The sequence below is a fragment of the Streptomyces sp. NPDC003379 genome (assembly GCF_053589195.1).
Genome location: NZ_JBSFRK010000008.1, coordinates 17,548 through 36,619 on the forward strand (window position 1 = coordinate 17,548; position 19,072 = coordinate 36,619).

Genomic DNA, 19,072 nt, shown 5'->3' on the forward strand with positions numbered 1-19,072 from the left:
TACCGACGCGGTGAATGCGGTGGCGATCTCGCCCGACGGCACCTGGCTAGCCACCGCCAGCTGGGACAAGACGGTGCGGCTGTGGGACCCGACCAGCAGACAGTGCACCGCCACCCTCACCGGCCATACCGACGCGGTGAATGCGGTGGCGATCTCGCCCGACGGCACCTGGCTGGCCACCGCCAGCTGGGACAAGACGGTGCGGCTGTGGGACCCGACCAGCGTCCAATGCACCGCCACTCTCACCAGCTGGTCACTGCTAGCGGTGGTAGCGGTAGCGATTTCGCCCGACGGTGCCTGGCTGGCAGGTGTAAGCAGAAGCGGGGAAAGCTACATTTGGGACGCGCACAGTAGAGGCCTCGCGACGGCCTGGACGCGCTCGTCGCCATGCGGGTGGGCCCGCGCCGGGGCTATCCGGTACTCGCCGTCCATCTGCGCGACCAGCTGTATGTCCTGGTGCCGCCGGGCACCGGCCACGCGGCCGCCGACCTTTCCGGGGTGCGCGTCCTCGGCGACGGCTTCCAGCTCCTGCTGCCCACCGGCCAGCACGGCAGCCCCCTGGCGCACTGGGTCAGCCCGCCGCGCGGGAGTGCGCCGCCGCTGATCCGCCCCGACCGGCTCACCCACCACCTGCGAGACCTGGCCCGCGACCACCAGAAGGCGGCCACCTCGTGAGCAGCACTCACCCCGTTCTGTACGACCCGGACGGACGCCTCACGGCAGAGCTCCCGCCCGACCGCACGGTGCACGAGCAGGTGGTGCGCACAGCGCTGGCGTGGTCCTCCCCGCTCGACGTACCAGCCGCCGACGTCGCGGTCATCGGTCACCTGCTTGCCGGGGCGGCGCGGGTAGTCGCCGACGAGGTGCGCATCCACGCGGACCGGCTTCCCGAGGATGACGGGCGTCGCGTGTTTCGCCGAGCTGATCCTGCGGGAGGCCGACGGCCGCCTGTCCCAGCCGTGCACGAGCCTGCACCGGGTGCAGGCCTGCACGTGCCGCACATACTCCCGCTGGTGCTCCGCCGCCGAAGATCCGCCCGGTGTAAGGCAGTGGTTCCCGACGATGAAGTCCGCAGCCGAGATGAACTGGTCTCCTTCGTCCAGCCGACACGCAGCAGGGTGGCGGCGATGCCCGCCGTGCCGCGGCCGCCGACGATCCACCCGAGCGTCATCCACCCGTCGGCCTCGGACCAGACCCGCAGGTCGTAGGTCGGCGGGTGCTGCTCGCCCAGGCGCCAGGCCGGCTCCGGCGTCGGCTCGGTCGAGGCCGGATGCCCCTTCGGCCAGGTGTCGTGCGGCAGGCGCGGCACCGCCGGCCGGTCCGGATCGGCGTCGACCCGGTGGACCCGAGAAGGGAGGGTGCCCAGGTCGGTGGTGGAGTGCTGCCAGACCTCGGCGCGCAGGTCGCCACAGTCACCGCCCGCCGGTCGGGAGGGGGCGCCCAGCCGGTGGGCGACTGCCGTGTCGGCCAGGAGGACGGCCTTGTTGAGGCGGTCGCACCAGGCCCGCGTCCACCAATGCGGTGTGGTGCCGGTGCAGTCCGCGCCCACGATGCCGTCCGGCACGCTGTAGACCCGCACCTCGTACGGCAGCTCCGGGCTGGGGCACATCGGATCGAGGGCGTCGGGCACGATCCTGCAGGGCGAGGTCGACGCGGCGATCGTCGGGGCGGACCGCATCGCCGCCAACGGCGACACAGCCAACAAGGTCGGCACGGTCGCCATCGCCCTGGCGTGCGCGCACACGGGCATCCCGTTCGTGGTGGCGGCCCCCACCACGACGGTGGACCTCGGGACGGCCTCGGGCGACGGCATCCCCATCGAACCGCGCGGCGACGATGAGGTGTTGGAGTGGTCCGGCGTCCGTACGACCCCGGCGGCCTCGCGCGGCCACACCCCCGCCTTCGACGCGACCCCGGGCTCCCTGGTGACGGCCCTGGTCACGAAGCGGGGCGTACTGGAAGCGGGGCGTACTGGAGGTCTCGGCGGGGGAGCTGCCGGGCGGCGCGCCGCGACTCCGGTGAGAGCGGTCCAGGTCGGCCGCGCGCACGGAACGGTGCGGACGGCGTGGCCAGGGCTACGACCGGCCAGGGCGGTGACCGCGACTGCGATCACAGCCGTGACCGCGGCCGCGACTTCGATGAGGGCCCTGACTTGCGGCCGGGGCCAGGGCCACAACTGCGACCAAGGCCGGAACCGGGGCCACCAGCCGGCGCCGACGCGGATGACCGGCAACCGGCCCGGCCGCCGGTCACGCGGTGCGGGCCCCGTGGCGCGAGCGAGCGTTCGAGCGTCCGGTCATTCGTCGCGCAGGCCGTCGGGACGCATCATGCGCCACATCGCCGGCAGGCTCAGCAGCGTGACCAGGAGGACGACTCCGCCACCGATCCCGGCCATCCCCGCAATGCTGCCCCAGGCCACCGCGAGCGGCAGGCCCGCCATCTTCAGCAGCATCGAGCCGAGACCCAGGCCGCCACCGACGGCCAGGGCCAGGCCGAGCAGCACCGGCAGCGCGGTCTGCCACAGCACCGACAGGCCGAGCGTCGAGCGCCGGGTGCCGAAGGCGACGAGCACCGCGAGCAGCTTCCTCCGCTCACGGAGCTGGTCCAGCATGGTCACGAGCATGCTCGCGCCGATCAGCAGCAGCGTGACGGTCGCACCGATGAACAGGCCGCGCTTGATGTTCGTGAACTCCGGTGCCTGTTCGCTCTCTACGTTCTCTTCGACCTGGAGCAAGGGGTCGATCCGCGCGGCGGTGTTGCGGACTCGCTCGGCCGCGTCGCGGTCGGAGGGGTCCAGCTTCACCAGCAGTTCCGTGCCGGCGTCCGCCAGGTCGTGGGTTCTGATCGCCTCGGGCGTGGCGAAGACGCCGGTCGTGAAGGACCCCGCCGGGTCCGGCACCGCCTGTGTGGCACGGGCGGTGGCAGGGACGGTCCACAGCTTGGGCGCGGCCTTCGGGGAACCCTCCTCCGAGGCGGCCAGGTCGACCTGTTCGCCCGGGTCGGGGGTGTACACGCCGCCCTTCAGGGGGTCCTCGCCCGACTCGTCGGCGACGGTGTAGACACTGCCGGGCCGGCAGCCTCGGGCCTCGACGATCTGCCGCAGGCTCGCGCAGTCACCGACGATCACGAAGGCACCGGGCGCGTCGCTGCCGGGCTCCGCGGCATGGCCGAGCGTGTAGGCCAGGGCGGATGTCACGCCGGGCGTGGCACGCAGGGCGGCCATGTCCTCGCGCTGCCGGTTCTCACCCTCGTACGCCCCGGTGATCCGCAGCTCGCCGCGGACCGGGCTGCGGCCGGTGCTGTGCGTGTACCGGCTCTCCAGGCCCGAGAACAGCATGTGCACGGCGATCGCCCCGGCCACCGCGAGGGTGATGCCGCTGACCATGCGTGCGGCCGTGCCGCTGTCCGACTGCAGGCGCCGGCCGGCGAGTTGCAGCGACAGCGGACCGCCCCGCAGCCGTCCGACGACGGCCTCCATCGCCGAGGGCAGCAGCGCCGTCACCCCCGCGAGGAGCAGGATCGCGCCCGCCGCGATCTTCGGTTCGTTGACCCGGGTCTCCGGATCAAGGCCGTCAATCATCGGGAAGAGCAGCGTCACCCCGGCGGCCGGCAGCAGCAGCCGCCACCACAGCCGCCGCTTGACCGTACCGGCGTGCCGTACGACGCCGAGCGGTTCGACGGCGACGGTGCGCAGCGCGAACAACGTGACGGCGACGGCGAGGACCGGTACGCCGGCCACGATCAGCGCGGCGAGCACCGGGGCCGGGGCCACGTCGGAGGCGAAGACGCTGATCCGCCACAGTTCGACCGTGCCGACGAGCCGCCGTCCGCCCACGAAGAGCCCGAGGCCCACGGCGAGGCCCGTCAGCGCGCCCACCAGGGCCTCACCGGCCGCGATGCGCCGGATCGTCGCGGTGTCCGAGCCGACAAGGCGCAGCGCGGCCAGCCGCCGGTCGCGGCGCTCGCCCCCGAAGCGGACGGCCCCGGCGATGAGCACCGCCACCGGCATCAGCAGCACCACGATGGCGATGACGACCAGCAGCATGAGGAACGAGTCGAGTCCCTCGGAGGGGCTCGGGCCGCCGAAGTGGTCGGTCCGCGTCGGGTTGTCGCCCCTCGGGGTCAGGTCATCCACCCCCAGGTAGTAGGCCAGTTCGCGTGGGCCGAGCAGCCCCGCCTCGCCGATGGTGCCGGTGACGCGATGGTCCAGACGCTTCTTGAGCAGGGCGCCCTCGGCGGAGTGGAGCAGTTTCTTGAGTTCGGGGGAGACGACCATCTCGCCAGGGGCGGGCAGTTCGTCCAGGCCCGGCGGGAGGACCGGCCTGTCGGCGTCCGGCCGGACGAGCCGCCCGTAGATGTCCTGGCCCCGGTAGGTGGTGTTCGCCCTGCCGGTGACGACCGTCTCGTCGGTCGGTGGCATCGGCGCGCCGTACACGAAGTCGTCGCGGGCCGCGCCGCGGTCGTCCCGGGCGCTCAGCACGGCCGGAACGGCGGAGGCGAGGAGCAGCAGGGCCACGCCCAGGCCGACGCCGACGGCGGTCAGCAGCGTGCGGGTCCAGGCCGGGCGTCCGCCGCTCACCGCGAACCAGGCGCCGAACGCGAGGTCGCGCGCCCAGGCCGCCGGGCTGGTGCGGGCCTCACCCCGGGCCGCGCGCCGGTGCTTCAGGCGGTCGCGGGTGCTGTGGCCGCCCCTCACGCGGTGCGCTCCATGTCCCGGGACCTGCCGTCGCGTACGACGATCTCGCGGTCGGAGTGGGCGGCGACCCGCGCCTCGTGGGTGACCAGGACGACGGCCGCGCCCGTGTCATGGGCGGCTTCGGTGAGCAGCCCGAGGACGAGTTCGCCGGTGAGGGAGTCCAGGGCGCCGGTCGGTTCGTCGGCGAACAGGACGCGGGGCTCCGCAACGAGGGCGCGGGCGAGGGCGACCCGCTGACCCTGGCCGCCGGATATCTCTCCGGGACGCCTGCGGGAGAGGTGGTCGATCTCCAGGCGCTCCAGCCATGCGAGGGCTCGGCGCATGGCGTCCTTGCGGGGGGTGCCGTTCAGCCACAGCGGCAGCGCCACGTTCTGCAGACACGTCAGTTCGGGCACCAGCTGCCCGAACTGGAAGAGGAACCCGAACTCGCTCCGACGCAGCCTGCTGCGTCCGGCGTCCGACAGCGTCGACATGGCCCGGCCCTTGTACGTGACCCGGCCGGCGTCGGGCAGGACGATGCCGGCGAGGCAGTGCAGGAGGGTCGACTTTCCGGAGCCCGACGGACCCATGACGGCGACGATCTCGCCCGGCCGGATGCTGAAGTCGGCGCCATCCAGGGCGTTGGTCGAGCCGTAGGCCTTGCGCAGGCGGGTGGCGGCCAGGATGGGGGCGCTCATGAACGGATCTCCGTGGCGAGCGGGCCGAGACGGGCGATGGTGAACTCTCCCGCCCTCAGAAGTGCGGTGCGGGCGCGACTGCTTGACATGCGGCGCACTCTACATGGCATGTATACCCGGCATGTATAGCTGCCCGGGCTCTCCGCCGGGGCAGGGCGCTTCGACCGTCTTGGGGGCGGGGCTTGAGACTTGGGGGCAGGGCTTGAGGTGGAGGTGCAGCCCTGGCCTGGGGATCCGGCCCGAGCCGGGGGCTCCGCCCCCCGGGAGGTGACTCCGCCGGGCCTGGCGGTCCGGGTCGGTGGGGTCCTCGAGGTTGTGACCCGCCAACTGCAGGTGGGTCTCCCATCGACGGACGATGTCCGGGTCCTTCTCGCCTGGACGCCGCCGGATCAGCTCATCGACGTCGTCCCGGGAGACGGCGATGACGTACAAGGCGGCAGCGAGCCCGCAGATGCCGTCCGCACCTGTCTCGTCACTGTCGTGATCGCTGAACTTTTCGAGGCGGCTCCCGATCATGCTGTGGCCATGTTCCTCCATCACGCAGGTGGCGTCACCCTAGGCGCTGTTTCTCGGGTCTCCTGACGCCGGTGGGTTGTTGGGGCCAGGCTGGCCTTATGGGCCGTGGAGATCTGAGGAATGCGGAGTGGGATCGGCTGGTGTCGTTCTTACCCTGGTGGTGGTGCGCGTGGGGGCCGGTGGAGTGATCACCGGCGTGTGATGAACGGGGTGCTGTACCGGGTGCGCACGGGGGTGCAGTGGCGGGATCTGCCTGAACGCTTCGGGCCGTGAGAGACGGTTTACAAACGTCATCGCCGCTGGTCAGCGGATGGCACGTGGGCCATGCTGCTGTTGACGGTCCAGGCTGCTGAGGATGCCGAGGGCCGCATCGACTGGGAAGTGTCCGTCGACTCGACCATGGTGCGAGCACACCAGCACGCCGCCGGCGCACGGAAGGCGCCTGCGGCCGCGGTGGGTCAAGCGGTGGGTCAAAAGGGGGCCGGCCGGGGGACGAATCAGGTCGATCCGGTGCTGCAGAAACTGGCCGCCCGGTTGGAGGAGGTACTGCGATCGGCGAATGCCTGGGACGTTCCCGCGGCGGCTTCACCACCAAAATCCACCGTGCCGCCGACGGGCGGTGCCGGCCCCTCGCCGTCGTCCTGACCCCGGGACACTAGGGCGACAGCCCCCAGTTCGAGCAGGTACTCAACCAGGTCTGCGTGCCTCGCCTCGGCGTGGGACGGCCGCGCAGCCGGCCTGACCACGTCCTGGCGGACAAGGCCTACACGTCCCGCAAGAATCGCCGCTACCTGCGGCGACGCGGCATCTCCCACACCATCCCCGAACGCCTCGATCAGCAACGGCACCGGCGCAACCGCGGCTCACGCGGCGGTAGGCCCACCGACTTCGACAGCGAGCGCTACAAGAAACGCAACACCGTCGAACGCGCCATCAACCGACTCAAGGGCTTCCGGGCGGTGGCCACCCGTTATGAAAGACGCGCCTGCATCTACCTCGGCACCATCACCCTCGCAGCCCTCACCATCTGGCTCCGAACATGATCCGAGAAACAGCGCTTAAGCCTCGATCCACCGGCCGGATCTTGAAGTGATCTTCCGGGGCTGCTGGGCAGCGTGTTGGGGTTTGGAGCCGATGCGGGTAGGAGGTATCCGCTGGTCTGCCCAGCTCTTCCATGGTTTCGGCTCCGGTTGGGCCCTGGCGGGGCGAAGCGGTCAGGGACGTAGGGCTGCTTCGGGCGGTGCGTGGACGGCGGCGAACGACTGCGTCCATGGGTCCTGCCAGGGCCATCGCTGCGGCAGGTGCAGCGTCAGGCGCCGGGCGGCTTTGCTGTCGGCAATGATCTGCTCGACGACGGTGTGGTGGCGATGCTCCTCCTCGGCCTGGAGTACCGGCGCGGGGTTGTCGGTGAAGAACCGGTGGTAGCGCCAGACGGAGAACAGTTCGCCCTGCTCGCCGACGGTGACGGGTATGGCGAGGTCGCGGACCCGGCGCACGATCAGCCGGTCGGTGACCCGCTCCGCCTTCTTTCTGCCGGTGAAGACGGTATAGGCGTGGATCTCGGCGACCTCCGCGTCGAAGATGAGTTCGCCTGTGTCGGGGTCGGGCACGGCGGTGGGTAGGTGATCTGCTCCCATGCGGGCTCGGGGACGGCCAGGACGGCCCGTTTGACGGAAGGGTTCATGCCGGAGGTGGCCGAGAAGCGGGCTCCGGCCCGGCGGCAGGCGGCGATCACACCGGCGTTGTAGAACTGCGAGTCCGAGCGCAGGATACGCATGCCGGTGCAGCCGGCCTCAGCCGCGGTGGCCAGTGCCTCGCTGACGAGTTGCGGGGCGCCGCGGGAGTCGGCAGCTTTACCGCGGCGCAGCCGCACGGTGGCGATAACCGGCCGGGAGGCGGGGGTGCAGATCGTGGCGAGCAGGGGGTGCAGGGTGCGTATCCCTTTGAACCGGCCGTACTCCGCGCCCTGCTTGGTGCGGCCGTAGACAGTTTGCAGGGGGGGTCGACATCGATGAACGCCGTCTCACCGGCGCCCGGCAGCAGCGGGGTGTGCGCGGCCAGCGCGGCGAGGAACCTGCGGTGCACGGAGAGGAGTTGGAGCGCATGGCCATGAGTGAACGCGCGCAGGAACGTCCCCAGCGTGGAGGGGGGCACGGATCCCGCCGAACAGGGCCGGTATCGCACCGTGCCGCAGGACGTCCAGGGTCGTCAATGCTCTCCGCACCCGCGACCATACCGGCCACGATGCTGGTGACCTTGGCGTCCGCTGCGGCACCCGCACTGTTCTTCACCCCGCTCAGCTTCACCTTCTGCGCCGTCAGACGGGCAAGCCCGCATCGCTCGGCCAGCCGCATCACCGGGACCAGCCCGGCATACGCGACCAGGTTCGCGTCATCGAACGCGGCGGACACCGCTGAAGCGGCATGGGAGGTGCATCTCGCGGGTGTTCTCTTGCTCTGTGGATGTGGAACGTAGGAAGTCCTATCATCCAGTTCAGAGGACATCCGCGTCTCCATGTCCAAGCACTGGACCGGCTATCCGCCCCAGCGGATCAGTCGAGGAAGAGGCTCATATACAGTGCCGTCTCCCCCTCGGACTCCGTACCGCTGTACAGGGAAGTGTCCAGGCCGCAGAAGGTGAACCCCATCCGCTGGTAGGCACGGATGGCCGGAGCGTTGATGTTCGTCACTTCCAGCCAGACGTGCCCGGCACCGCATGCGCGTGCCCAGTCGGTGGCGTGGCTCATCAGTGTCCGCCCGATTCCCCGGCCCTGGTACGGCCCGGCCACTTCGATATCGGCAATAATCAGCCGCCGGTTCCAGGGCTCATACTCCGTGTCGACATAGCCGCACACGAGTTCGCCATCCAGCGCGACAAACCGCCGCTTGCCCTCCGGCGCCTCATCGGCCTCGGGCTCGTCGTCGGGGAAGACCTTGTGAACCGGCGGGTCCAGCCGGGCGGGCCGAACGGTGAACCCGCCTTCGGAGCCGACCACTTCGAAGACGGTATCCGAGCTGAACTCGCCCTTGACGACGGTGGCCTTGTCCCTCTCGCTCTCCGCCACGCGATAGGTAATTTCCTCCGCCGCCGCACGTTCGGCTGCTCTACGGTCAGGTGAGATCACTTCCTCACTGTACCGGTCTGGTGCCCCACGGCGGCCGGGCTCAACCCGCCAGCTGGATCAGCGGCAACAGCCCCGCATCGGCGATCGGACTCGCTCCGTCGAACCAGACAGAGACCGCCGAAGCGGCATGAGATGTCTTCGCCCACGAGATGCCTCGCCGATCGTGCGTGAAGAAGGCTTCCACAAGTCCGTCGTCACAGGTCACGAGGTATCTCTTACATCCCGACACACATCTCCCAGGCAACACATCGGTGGATCCAGGCTTAGGGATCAGCGGCGTCTTCTGTGACGGCCGAGCCAGCCGGTCAGCCACGACCACCGACGAGGTGGGCAGCGGCGGCATGGCGGGCACGGGCGGCAGAAGCGGATCCGGAACTCCGCCGTGGGTTTGGGCGGGCACCGTGTCCTGCCCGGCGTCAGCAGGGAACGGCTGGCGAACGCTCGCTTTGCCCGAAGGCGACGGCGCGCTCGGCCGGTCCTCGGCCGCGGGCTGCGCGTCAGCGATGACGACGGCGAGGGTGCGGCGGGCCCCACACCCGGTCCACACACAACTTGCCCTGAGTTTGCAGGAGTCGGCGGTCCGGACCTCGCATTGCCGGGTGAGGGCATCGAGGCGGGGCGCGGCGGTGGGACGGGGAAGCTCCGGGTGGTGCCGTCGGTGTCCCACCAGGCTACCTGCCACGGTTCTTTGATCCACAGCTGCAGCTTGATGTGGCCACGGACATTCTCGGGTTTGGGGAAGATCGTCCAGTAGCCGTAGCCGAGGAACTGCCCCGAGCGGGTGGTGGCCCCGATCCAGGCCGCATTTGTACTGCGCAGTGCTTGAACAGGCGGAATGTGCGCTCGATGTCGAAGCGTCGGAGGAAGGACTGCCAGCAGCGGTCGACGTCCGCTTCGGTGGCGCCGGTGCCCGACCACCACAGCCAGACCGGCTTGTTGACCCCGCCGCTGGGCAGCTTCTCCACGGCCAGGCGGATGACGGTGCCCTCGATGAGGGGCAGCGGCCCGTCGTGGTCAAGCCGTGCGGCCCGGCGGGTCAGCCGCGGGTGCAGCCGGTCCCACGCCTGCGCGGTCGCCTTCCCGTATAGCCGGGTGCCCGTGGCCGTGACGGCCTGCTCGGTGCCCCAGGTGGTGGGGTCGCCGAAGACGAACTCGCCGCCGTGCTTGGGCGTCCGGCCGCCCTTTGGGGGTCCAGGTGGAACTCTTCACGGGAGGGTGTCGGACGCCGCATCGCCCGATCTGAAGGGAGCCGACCGAGGATCTCGACGGGCAGGTCAGCCAGCAGGTGGGCGATGCGCGGAGCGTCGTATCCCGCATCCAGCACGACCAGGACCTCCGGGTCACCCGGCCGCCACTGGCCGGCGGTGACCAGCCGCTCGACGACCTCGCGGATCTGCACCGTGGGCACCGCGGCGACGTCGGCGCCGGGCTCCAGGCGGACCGCGTCCAGCACCGCCGTCCAGGACGTGCGGCCGGTCTCCAGCGCGGCCACCACCGAGTACGGCCAGCCCGGCACCATCTGATGCTTGCCCTCCCCCCTGCCGAACGTGTGGCAAAAGCACATGTGTTGGCGTCCGGCCGCAGCCACGGCGAGACATCCACCGCCAGCACGAGCCGACCGTCCGCCGCCCTCGGCAGCGGCACCCCGGCCAGTGTCCGACGCAGCCGGGCGACGTTGATCCGGCCCTGGTTGAGGCCGCCGTACAGAGCCCCGTGCCCACGGCGGTGTTCAGGCACGAGCGCGAGATCAACCAGCGTCCGCACCGGCCCGTCCGTGCACAGCAGCGCATCGCACAAATCGAACAACGCGTCGCCCCGCGCGGTCAGACACGCGTACAGCTCCGACCGGAAGTGTGACACTTCCGCGAACGCATCCCGCAGGACGCCCTGATGCACCAAACTCACGACCACGCCTTCGCGCTGATCCACTCTGTGACGGAGCACAGGATCAGACGAAGGCCGCCTACGTGTCCGCTGAACTGCAAAACGCTCATCAAGTTCGAGCCGCGTTCGACGCCGGACCATAAATGACAAGCTGAGAGGTCGTTTGATGTAGGCGAATTGCGGTTTATTTCCTAATAGGTCCTTACCACGTGGGTGTGGTCTCGTCCGTTATGCGCTGGGTGAGGGTGTCGGTCAGGGCGATGTGGATCATGGCTTCAGAGCTGGAGGTCAGGGTCTCGTAGTCGCGCGCGAGACGACGCTGCATCATGATCCATCCGATACTCCGTTCTACGACCCAGCACCTTTTGACGACATGAAATCCGCGGATTTCCGGGTTTCTGTTGACGACCTCGACGTCGATTCCGAGCTTCGCTCCGTGCTCGATGACGGCGTTCTTGAAGCCGGTGTCGACCCAGCTCTTGGAGATGGTCGGGTAGGTCTTCTTGGCCTGGTCGAGGAGGTGTATTCCTACGGCGTTTCCCGACAGGCTTGCGGCGGTGACGGTTACGGCGAGGAGCAGGCCGAGTGTGTCGGTGATGATGCCTCGCTTCCGACCTACGATCTTCTTGGCGGCGTCGGTTGCCTGGCTGGTCAGGGGCATGTTCGTGGAGGTCTTCACGCTCTGGGTGTCGATCATGGAGGCGGTCGGTTCGGGCTTGCGCCCCTCTTTCACGCGGGCGAGGCCGGTCAGGTCGTAGTTGAGCTGGGCGAGGATTCCTTCGTCTCGCCAGGCGGCGTAGTAGGCGTAGACGGTGCCGTGGTTGGGGAAGTCGTGCGGGAGGTATTTCCACGGGATTCCCGTGCGGTTGATGTACAGGATTGCGTTATCGAACGACTGCAACACGCCCGCGCCGAGGTCGGCGCCCTCATGCGCGGAACGGCCGCGAGCGATCTCCCCCTCAGCCTCGCCTCCCTGGATGAGACAGCAGAGTTCCCTGACCCCGACCGCTCTTTCGTCACAGTCCTCGGTACGGTTCTCGGCCCCAATAGCATGGACGCCTACGCGGACTTGCTCCATGAGCAGCCGCAGCCGGTGGCACGCGAACCCGACGAGCTTCCTGCCGATGCGGACGAGCAGGCGCGCCAGAGTCTCGCCGAGCGTCTCGTGCCTTATGTCCGAGGTCTCCGGGTCAAGCATCCCGGGCTGCACGACCTCGCCTCGGACGCCCCGCGTGGCCGGCGGCACGCCGATCGCACCATCGGCAAAGCCATTGCCGATCTCTACAATCCGGCCCAGGTCGACGTGATGCGGCGTCTCCAAGAGCTCCTGTCTGATTCCGGGTGTGAGGCTGACGGGCCCGCATGTTCCTGAGCCACGTATTCGCCGTAGCCGTCGGTCGACCGGGGTAACACCGAAATGCTGAACTTGTGTCGTGCTTGCCGCTCCGGACGAGGAAGTCGCTGAACAGGCAACCGGCCTCCTGAAGAACTTTGGCCCGGCGCATGCCGGATCTTAGGCAGGAGGCTTGGGGTGATCGGCCTGAAGGACGTCGAGGGGTGGGTTGTCACGGGGCGTCAAAACGACGTCCTTGCTCATGCCGGCCCCGATGAGCCTCGGAAGCAGTCGCGGATCGCCGTCGGGCTGTTCGGACGTTCGTAGCGCCACCGGGACGGCATCGAACTTCACGTCGCCCCAAACAAGGCCCAGCTTGAGTAGCGCGCCTTATCCCTGGTGGCCGCCGCGGGCGTACCGGCTCCATGTTCCTCCGGCTCCGGTGCCCAGGCGGGTGGCTGTCTCGTCGTGATCGCCGAGCGTCTTCGCGATGACGTCATCCGGATGCGCCCCCTGTTCGCCTACGGGGCGGGGCGCTACCGGGGGCCTGCCATCGCCCTCTCTCCGCCGGTCACGGTTCTCTGGGGCAGTCAGGCGTGATGGCGAAGGGCCCATTGTTTGCGAAGACGAGCTTGGCGAAGTTCTCGCCGATGCGGCGGTGTCCTTCGGGGCCGGGGTGGATCGCGTCCGGCAGGGGGAACTCGTCGTGGTCGCTCTCGCCGTAGAGGTCGAGTCCGTCGAGGTAGTGGAGGTTGGGGTCCTCGGCGGACCGCTGCTCGACGATGTCGGTCAAGATGTCGCGGACGATCGTGAGCGTCATCCGCCCTGCGGCGGTCTCGACCGGATCGCCGGTGGCCTTGAACTTCAGGGTTCCACCGGAGAGGTCCGGCATGAGAGGTCCGGGGGTGTTCTCGTGGGTCGGACACAGGACAGGGGAGATCAGGAGCAGGGGTACTGCGGGCTGTCCCTCGCGGATGGTGTCGAGGAAGCCGTGAATGGCGGGGGCGAAAGCGCGCAGGCGCATGGTGTCCCCGTTGACGACGTTGATGCCGAGCTTGAGGCTGATCAGGTCTGCGCGGGTGTCGCGCATCGCGCGGGCGGTGAAGGGGTCGACCAGCGCGCTGCCGCTGAATCCGAGGTTGATCAGCTCCACATCGCATGCGGAGGCGGCCAGCGCGGGCCAGGTGGTGCTGGGGGAGACGGCGTTGGATCCGTGGCTGATGGAGCTGCCGTGGTGCAACCACACCCGGCGCCCGGTCTTCGGGGCCGGCTCGACGGGGGCGTCGCTGCGCAGGGCGACGACCTCGGTGATCTCCGCGTGTGGGAGCCAGATCTCGATGTCCTTCTCGCCGGCGGGCAGGTCGGTGAAGTGGGCGGTGCCGACCGGGCCCGGGGTGAATTCCGCGGTCTGGGTCTGCATGTCGGTGATGGTGCGCAGGTTCCCGCCGTCCACGGTGGCCTGGGCGGTGAGGCGGCCCTCGACCAGGAGGTCGTAGACGCCATCCGGCGGGGGCGGGAAGCCCAGGTAGACGCGTTTGGTCGGCAGGGTGTCCAGGCGGATGGTGGTGGCGCTGGTACGGAAGGCCAGCCGGACACCGGAGGGCTGGGCCTCGGCCACGGCCAGCTGGTCATCGGGAATCTGGCGGCGCGCCCGGGCAGGCAGCCGGTGCGGCAGCAGGCCATGGGCAGTCTCTTCCACGTCGAGGTGCCCGCGCAGGAAGTCGGCGGTGACGGGGGTGGTGATCAGCTTCTGTTCGGTGCTCATTGCCTCAAGCCTTGTCATTCTGGGGTGGAGGTGCTGTCGGGTCGGTACAGAGAAGCCGTCGCGAGTGACGCGACCGGTCATGAGGCGGACCGGCTCCGCAATGCGGTGTCGAGGCAGTCCAAAGTCCAAGCCCAGGACTGCTGCGCGGCGATGTCCGTGTGGTCGAAGCCACCGGCTGCCTCTAGGGAGGCGTAGCCGTGGAAGACGCTGCCCAGCATGCGGACCGCGTGTGTCTGGTCCGGCTCAGCCAGCTCGTAGCCACGCAGGATCGCCCGCGTCATCTGCGCGTGCCGGACGCCGGCGCTGGCCGCGGCGGTCTGCGGGTCGAGCCGGTAGCGGGCTGCTTCGTACCGGCCGGGGTGCGCCCGGGCGTAGTCCCGGTAGGCGTTCGCGAAGGCCGTCAGGGCGTCCTTTCCCGCGCGCCCGGCCACGGCGTCGGCGACCCGGTCGGCGAGCTCCTCCAGCGCGAACAGCGCGATCCGGGTCTTGAGATCGTGGGAGTTCTTCACGTGCGCGTACAGACTCGCCGGCTTCACGTCGAAACGCCGGGCGAGCGCGGACAGAGTCACCTGGCCGAAACCGGCCTCATCGGCGAGTTCCGCACCAGCGAGCGTCAGCCGCTCCGGGCTCAGTCCTGCCCGAACCACAACCATCACCTTCTCTCGGTATGCCTACGGACAGCATGTATTTACCTATGCCTTATAGGCAAGTGAGTATCGCCCTTAGGTTTGATGCACTGTCGGAGGGGGTGAGTGCGACGGCAGGGCAGGCGAAGCCGCACGCGCGCCCTCACCTTGCTTCGCCCCAACGGCGTCCTTTGCCCGAGTAAGATCAAACGTGACGGACCGGTGACCGCGAGGAGCCCTTCCGGTTCGCGGAACCTCGGGTTCGGGACGACTTCTACCGCTGGTTGTGGCAGCAGTCGAGGCATGACGGCCCCACAAGGAACTTCCCCGAGGGGCGGACGACGTCGAGCGCCATCCCACCCACGCTGCCGGGCCGACCCCAGCTCGCCATGCCGCTCGTACTCCGGCGCGTCGCCGGCACCCACCCCACTGGCCGCTTCACAGAGGTGGTCCGGCTCGCCAAACTCCTGCGCGTGCCCACTTTCGCCGACCCACGCCGGGCCGGCCGTGGCGTCCGCCCCTGTTATGTTCTTCACGGCCTTGCAATGGGGCCGCTGGCCTCCGGGTCCGGGTCCGCCCGCGGGTTCGAGGGCGTGCTCGCGCTGACCCGCCAGATCAAGGCCCACGCCTCACTGCCGGGTTTCTCCACCGTGTACGAGATGAAGCGCCCGAGTCGCGACGCCGCCGAGTGCACGGCGCTCGCCGACCACCTCGCCGCCGGCGCCCTGGCCCTGGCCTTGGCCTTGGCCTTGGCCTTGGCCTTGGAAATGCTTGCCGGACCGCTGCCAGGGATATACGACCCGAGTCCGCCGGGTCGTCTGGTGTTCGTGTTCTTCGCCGTGATGGCGAAGACCGAGCGGGAGAACATACGCGAGTCGACCCTCGAAGGGCTCGTCACGGCGGCCCGGGGCTCGTCGCCGACCGTCGGTCATCACCGAGGACATGCTGCATACCGTGCTGCGGCGGAGGGCGAGAGGCGAGTCGGTCGAGCAGATCCAGCCGACCTGCTGATCCCGACTGGCAAGCGCAGAGGCCCGGCGCCCGGCGTCGCCAGCATCTACCGCGCGCGCTCGACGAGCACGAGAAGAAGCAGGCGTCCCCCGAAACCGTCGCGGCGACCCGGGCGGACTTCGCCGACCTCTAGAACGCCGATGCCCTCGCCCCGGCGGGCCCGCATCCGGCGGCCGGATGTGGACCCGGCATGCTCTGCGGACGTCGGCGGCGGACGGGCGGCGTGAGCACCGGTGCGGATCCGGTGGTCAGTCCGCGCGACAGAACACATCCTTCACAGGCATCTCACCCTCGACGAGGTAGCGCGTGGTGGTGTTCAGCGCGCAGGAGTTGTTGCCCAGGACGTACACGCCGTGCCCGCCGTCATCGACGCTGACCAGCCGGGCGCCGTTGCCGAACTTCTCGCGCAGCATCTTCCCGCCCCGGTGCGGGGTCGACGCGTCCCGCCGGTTCTGCAGGAGCAGCACGTTGCACGGGCCTTTGGTATCGATCTTCACCGGTGGTTCGGTGGGGGCGTACGGCCAGAAGGCGCACGGAGTGATGTTGGCGGTGGCGGCGCCGTACAGCGGGTAGCGTTCGCGGTCCTCGGCGACGCCCCGCCGGTAGGTGTTGACGTCCTCGGGCCACTCGACGTCGTTGCAGGTGACGGAGAGGAATACGGTGAGGGCGTTGTCGGTCGGCGACGGCGCCCCGTCCACCGCTTCCTCCTGGGCGGCCGGCAGGCCGCGGAGCGCCGTCTCGTCGTCTTCGAGGATCGCCTGCCAGATCTGTGCCAGTTGGGGGCACTTCGTCTGTTTGAACAGGTGGCCGAATGTCAGAAGCCGGAAGAGACTGCCGTCGATCCCCGCGACCGGAGCCTTGTCGAGGGTGCCGACGATGGTGAGGCAGGACGCGCGGACCTGGTGGGGCGTGCGGCCCAGGCCGTAGCTGTCGTGCCGGCGGGCGGCCCACTTCGCGAAGTCCGGCAGGGTCTGTTCCATGCCGAACGCGTAGCGGCGCAGGCCGTCGCGGTCGAGGTGGGTGTCCCCGATGTTGCTGTCGAGCACGATCCGGTCGGCGTGCTCGGGGAACATCGACGCGTAGGCGGCGCCGAGTGCGGTGCCGTAGGAGTAGCCCAGGTAGCTGGTCTTCTCCTCGCCGAGCGCGGCCCGGATCCGGTCCAGGTCGCGCGCGGTGTTCGCGCTGGTGAGGTGGCGCAGCCGGCCGTCGTGGTCGTTGTCCGCGCACTGCTCGGCCGCCTGCTCGGCGACCCTCGCCTACGCGGAGACTGCGGCGTCGTCGACCGCGTAGGGCGGGATGTTGGAGTAGTAGGGGCTGTCCGTGGTGAAGCCGCAGCTGACGCGTGTGGAATGACCGATCCCGCGGGTGTCCATGCCGATCAGGTCGTAGCGGTCGGTGACGCTGCTGGGCAGGCCCTGGGCCACCAGCAGCGCGGAGAGCGCAAGCCCGGACCCGCCGGGGCCGCCCGGGTTGAGCATGAGGACGCCGCGCCGCTTGTCCGGGTTGGCGGCGGCCAGCCGGGAGACGGTGAGGTCGATCTGCTCGCCCTCCGGGTCGGCGTAGTCCAGCGGTACGGGCACGGTGGCGCACCGCAACTCGGTCGGAGCGGCTTCGGCCACGACGTCGTCGGGGCACTGGCCCCACTCCACCTGTGGCGTCTTCGGCTCCTCGGCGGCGGCGGGCACGGTGGCCAGCGAGCCGCACAGGCCGAGAACCGCCACGAGGGCCAGGCTCTGGCCGACACTGCCATGTCGTTTCATGTCCAGTCTCCGCATACCGGTTCGGGGTCGTGGTCGAGGCCATCCCACTCCGTGCCCTCGGGGCATGGTCAACACCGGTCGGTGTGGAACCGGCCGGTGGTTGACCGTGCCGCAGGGGCACGGTTGTGAATGAGCGCCGGGACCGATGCTGGAGAGAGGGCTTCTGGTGGCGTGGAGCACGCGTCAGCTGGCGGAACTCGCGGGCACGACGACCAAGACCGTCCGGCACTATCACGACCTCGGCCTGCTGGAAGAGCCGGAACGAGCGCCCAACGGCTACAAACGGTACGGCGTAAGTCATCTGGTCCGCCTGCTGCGCATCCGCAGAATGACCGACCTCGGCGTGGCCCTCGCGGACGTCCCCTTGGTCGAGAGCGGCGATGAGAAGACGCTGCAGATCCTCCGGCACCTGGACGTCGAACTCGCGGCGGACATCGAACGCAAGCAGCGGATGCGGCGGGAACTGGCGGCCCGAGCATGGGGAACCGGGCCGCGCTAGACATGCCCCCGGAATTCAGGACGCTCGCCGACGACCTGCCCGAGGCCCAGCGGTCCCTGCTGCTGGTACTCCAGCATCCTCACACCCGAGGCGATGGCAGCCCTCCGGGAACAGCTCTCGGACCCTCGCGGAAATCTGGAAGCGGAGTTCGCGGCGCTCGACGAGGACGCTATCGACGAAGTGCGGCAGCGACTGGCGGAGCGGATGGCGCCCGAGGTCCGCCAACAGCACAGGGATCACCCCGGCTTGGCCGACCTGGGGGCCTCCTCGCACCGGGAAACGGCGGTCGCGGAGTCGGTCGTCGTGCACGCGCTGATCGAGCTCCACAACCGCGCCCACCTCGACGTGCTGCGACGCGTCCACGCGATCCCCTTCGAGGACGACACCACGGAGAGCGAAAGCAACGACGCCCGGGAGTGAACCGGTGTGCCGGCCTCTCACTCATCCCCACCTGCCCGGATGGGCCATGGACGCGGGCTCCTGCTGCCCTCGTCCTACTCGATCGTGCCCGGACCACATCGCTGGAAGGGGTAGTTGCCCATGACACGACAGTGTGAGGACGACCTCCTGGGATGGGACACGGTCGGGTCGGCCTCCCACCCGGCGTCTCCGGGCCGTCAACCGTGATGTTCGTTTGACGCTCGGGTGCCCACGGGCGACAGGTGGCGTGTGGGCAGGTCAGGTCCTGCCAGGAAGTGAGTTTCGATGGGCTCCGATGGTAGGTGACGCTCAGCGGGAAGCGGCCGGTCCCTGCTCTGTAGATGTCGCGGAAAAGAGATCCCGTTGGAGGACGTCCTGGCTCACTCCGGCACCCTGGACAACATCCTGGCCGCCATCGATCAACTTCCCCCGGCGGTGACCGCCGACGGCTGGGCACCTCACCACTGTCCACCGGCAGCGCCAGCATCCCGACCGGTGCGGGCATCCACGACTGCACGCTCTCGCCGGTATAGCGGCGGCGGTGCAGAGCGACGTTTTGGTGTGATGCGCTCATGGGTCTCCGCAACGCCTCGGCCCAGGACGTGTCCAAGAGAGATCCAAAAAGAGATGCGAAGAAGTGGGGCGGGGATGGGGACCGGTTCCCCCGAGCGTGGAGAAGCAGGGGGCCGAAGTGCCTCCGGGGAGCGGTGGTCGGCCGCAGCAGGAATGTACCGGGTCACGGGCGCGGGAGCTGCCTGCCC

General features: G+C 69.5%; 14 protein-coding genes and 5 pseudogenes. 7 read left to right on the forward strand and 12 right to left on the reverse strand.

What is annotated here, in order from left to right:
• Positions 1 to 19 precede the first annotated feature (19 nt).
• Together ACWDVB_RS09605 and ACWDVB_RS09610 are read left to right on the forward strand one after the other, a co-directional pair.
• A pseudogene (locus ACWDVB_RS09605) lies at positions 20 to 331 on the forward strand (WD40 repeat domain-containing protein); the annotation flags it as partial.
• Between the two features lie 56 nt (positions 332 to 387).
• The gene (locus tag ACWDVB_RS09610) at positions 388 to 675 is read left to right on the forward strand and encodes a hypothetical protein (protein ID WP_451514452.1); all 288 of its coding nucleotides are present in this window, start codon (positions 388 to 390) and stop codon (positions 673 to 675) included.
• Between the two features lie 148 nt (positions 676 to 823).
• Here the strand turns inward: ACWDVB_RS09610 and ACWDVB_RS09615 are convergent, their stop codons facing one another.
• Positions 824 to 1,723 (reverse strand): hypothetical protein, encoded by a 900-nt coding sequence (locus ACWDVB_RS09615; RefSeq protein ID WP_451514424.1) that lies wholly within the window; start codon positions 1,721 to 1,723, stop codon positions 824 to 826.
• Between ACWDVB_RS09615 and ACWDVB_RS09620 the strand changes: the two are divergent.
• Positions 1,620 to 2,022 (forward strand): annotated as a pseudogene (locus tag ACWDVB_RS09620) (S-methyl-5-thioribose-1-phosphate isomerase); the annotation flags it as partial. The gene ACWDVB_RS09615 and the pseudogene ACWDVB_RS09620 overlap by 104 nt on opposite strands.
• Positions 2,023 to 2,296: 274 nt before the next feature.
• Here ACWDVB_RS09620 and ACWDVB_RS09625 read toward each other — a convergent pair.
• From ACWDVB_RS09625 to ACWDVB_RS09635, 3 genes are all read right to left on the reverse strand, one after another.
• Positions 2,297 to 4,696, reverse strand: a complete 2,400-nt coding sequence (locus ACWDVB_RS09625) for an FtsX-like permease family protein (RefSeq protein WP_451514423.1) — start codon at positions 4,694 to 4,696, stop codon at positions 2,297 to 2,299.
• Positions 4,693 to 5,373: an ABC transporter ATP-binding protein gene (locus ACWDVB_RS09630; RefSeq protein WP_451514422.1), complete on the reverse strand. Its 681-nt coding sequence runs from the start codon at positions 5,371 to 5,373 to the stop codon at positions 4,693 to 4,695. Before ACWDVB_RS09630 ends, ACWDVB_RS09625 begins: the two co-directional genes overlap by 4 nt.
• 99 nt (positions 5,374 to 5,472) lie before the next feature.
• Entirely contained in the window at positions 5,473 to 5,889 is a 417-nt protein-coding gene (locus ACWDVB_RS09635; RefSeq protein WP_451514421.1) for a hypothetical protein, read from the reverse strand.
• 98 nt (positions 5,890 to 5,987) lie between these two features.
• On the opposite strand from ACWDVB_RS09635, the pseudogene ACWDVB_RS09640 reads away from it, so the two are divergent.
• A pseudogene (locus ACWDVB_RS09640) lies at positions 5,988 to 6,932 on the forward strand (IS5 family transposase).
• A gap of 171 nt (positions 6,933 to 7,103) precedes the next feature.
• Here the strand turns inward: ACWDVB_RS09640 and ACWDVB_RS09645 are convergent.
• From ACWDVB_RS09645 to ACWDVB_RS09670, 6 genes and pseudogenes are all read right to left on the reverse strand, one after another.
• Positions 7,104 to 7,526, reverse strand: coding sequence for a hypothetical protein (locus tag ACWDVB_RS09645; RefSeq protein WP_451514420.1), 423 nt, complete (start codon positions 7,524 to 7,526; stop codon positions 7,104 to 7,106).
• 914 nt (positions 7,527 to 8,440) lie between these two features.
• On the reverse strand, positions 8,441 to 9,013 hold the full coding sequence (locus tag ACWDVB_RS09650; RefSeq protein ID WP_451514419.1) for a GNAT family N-acetyltransferase: 573 nt from the start codon (positions 9,011 to 9,013) through the stop codon (positions 8,441 to 8,443).
• A gap of 776 nt (positions 9,014 to 9,789) precedes the next feature.
• Positions 9,790 to 10,918, reverse strand: a pseudogene (locus ACWDVB_RS09655) (transposase); the annotation flags it as partial.
• A 181-nt stretch (positions 10,919 to 11,099) separates the two neighbouring features.
• Positions 11,100 to 11,798: pseudogene (locus tag ACWDVB_RS09660) on the reverse strand (IS5 family transposase); the annotation flags it as partial.
• 1,003 nt (positions 11,799 to 12,801) lie between these two features.
• Positions 12,802 to 13,995, reverse strand: coding sequence for a GDSL-type esterase/lipase family protein (locus tag ACWDVB_RS09665; protein WP_451514417.1), 1,194 nt, complete (start codon positions 13,993 to 13,995; stop codon positions 12,802 to 12,804).
• 77 nt (positions 13,996 to 14,072) lie between these two features.
• On the reverse strand, positions 14,073 to 14,642 hold the full coding sequence (locus tag ACWDVB_RS09670; RefSeq protein ID WP_451514416.1) for a TetR/AcrR family transcriptional regulator: 570 nt from the start codon (positions 14,640 to 14,642) through the stop codon (positions 14,073 to 14,075).
• Between the two features lie 368 nt (positions 14,643 to 15,010).
• Here ACWDVB_RS09670 and ACWDVB_RS09675 point away from each other — a divergent pair, with 368 nt between their 5' ends.
• Positions 15,011 to 15,859, forward strand: a complete 849-nt coding sequence (locus ACWDVB_RS09675; protein ID WP_451514415.1) for a recombinase family protein — start codon at positions 15,011 to 15,013, stop codon at positions 15,857 to 15,859.
• A 21-nt stretch (positions 15,860 to 15,880) separates the two neighbouring features.
• Here ACWDVB_RS09675 and ACWDVB_RS09680 read toward each other — a convergent pair whose 3' ends face one another.
• Together ACWDVB_RS09680 and ACWDVB_RS09685 are read right to left on the reverse strand one after the other, a co-directional pair.
• Positions 15,881 to 16,831 carry an alpha/beta hydrolase gene (locus tag ACWDVB_RS09680; protein WP_451514446.1) on the reverse strand — a complete coding sequence of 317 codons (951 nt, stop codon included), beginning with the start codon at positions 16,829 to 16,831 and terminating at the stop codon, positions 15,881 to 15,883.
• A 57-nt stretch (positions 16,832 to 16,888) separates the two neighbouring features.
• Positions 16,889 to 17,392, reverse strand: coding sequence for a hypothetical protein (locus ACWDVB_RS09685; protein WP_451514414.1), 504 nt, complete (start codon positions 17,390 to 17,392; stop codon positions 16,889 to 16,891).
• A gap of 145 nt (positions 17,393 to 17,537) precedes the next feature.
• On the opposite strand from ACWDVB_RS09685, the gene ACWDVB_RS09690 reads away from it, so the two are divergent.
• Together ACWDVB_RS09690 and ACWDVB_RS09695 are read left to right on the forward strand one after the other, a co-directional pair.
• A complete protein-coding gene (locus tag ACWDVB_RS09690; protein WP_451514413.1) occupies positions 17,538 to 17,891 on the forward strand; it encodes a helix-turn-helix domain-containing protein in 354 nt (117 codons plus the stop codon).
• 93 nt (positions 17,892 to 17,984) lie between these two features.
• Positions 17,985 to 18,311, forward strand: a complete 327-nt coding sequence (locus ACWDVB_RS09695) for a hypothetical protein (protein ID WP_451514412.1) — start codon at positions 17,985 to 17,987, stop codon at positions 18,309 to 18,311.
• The last annotated feature ends 761 nt before the right edge of the window (positions 18,312 to 19,072 follow it).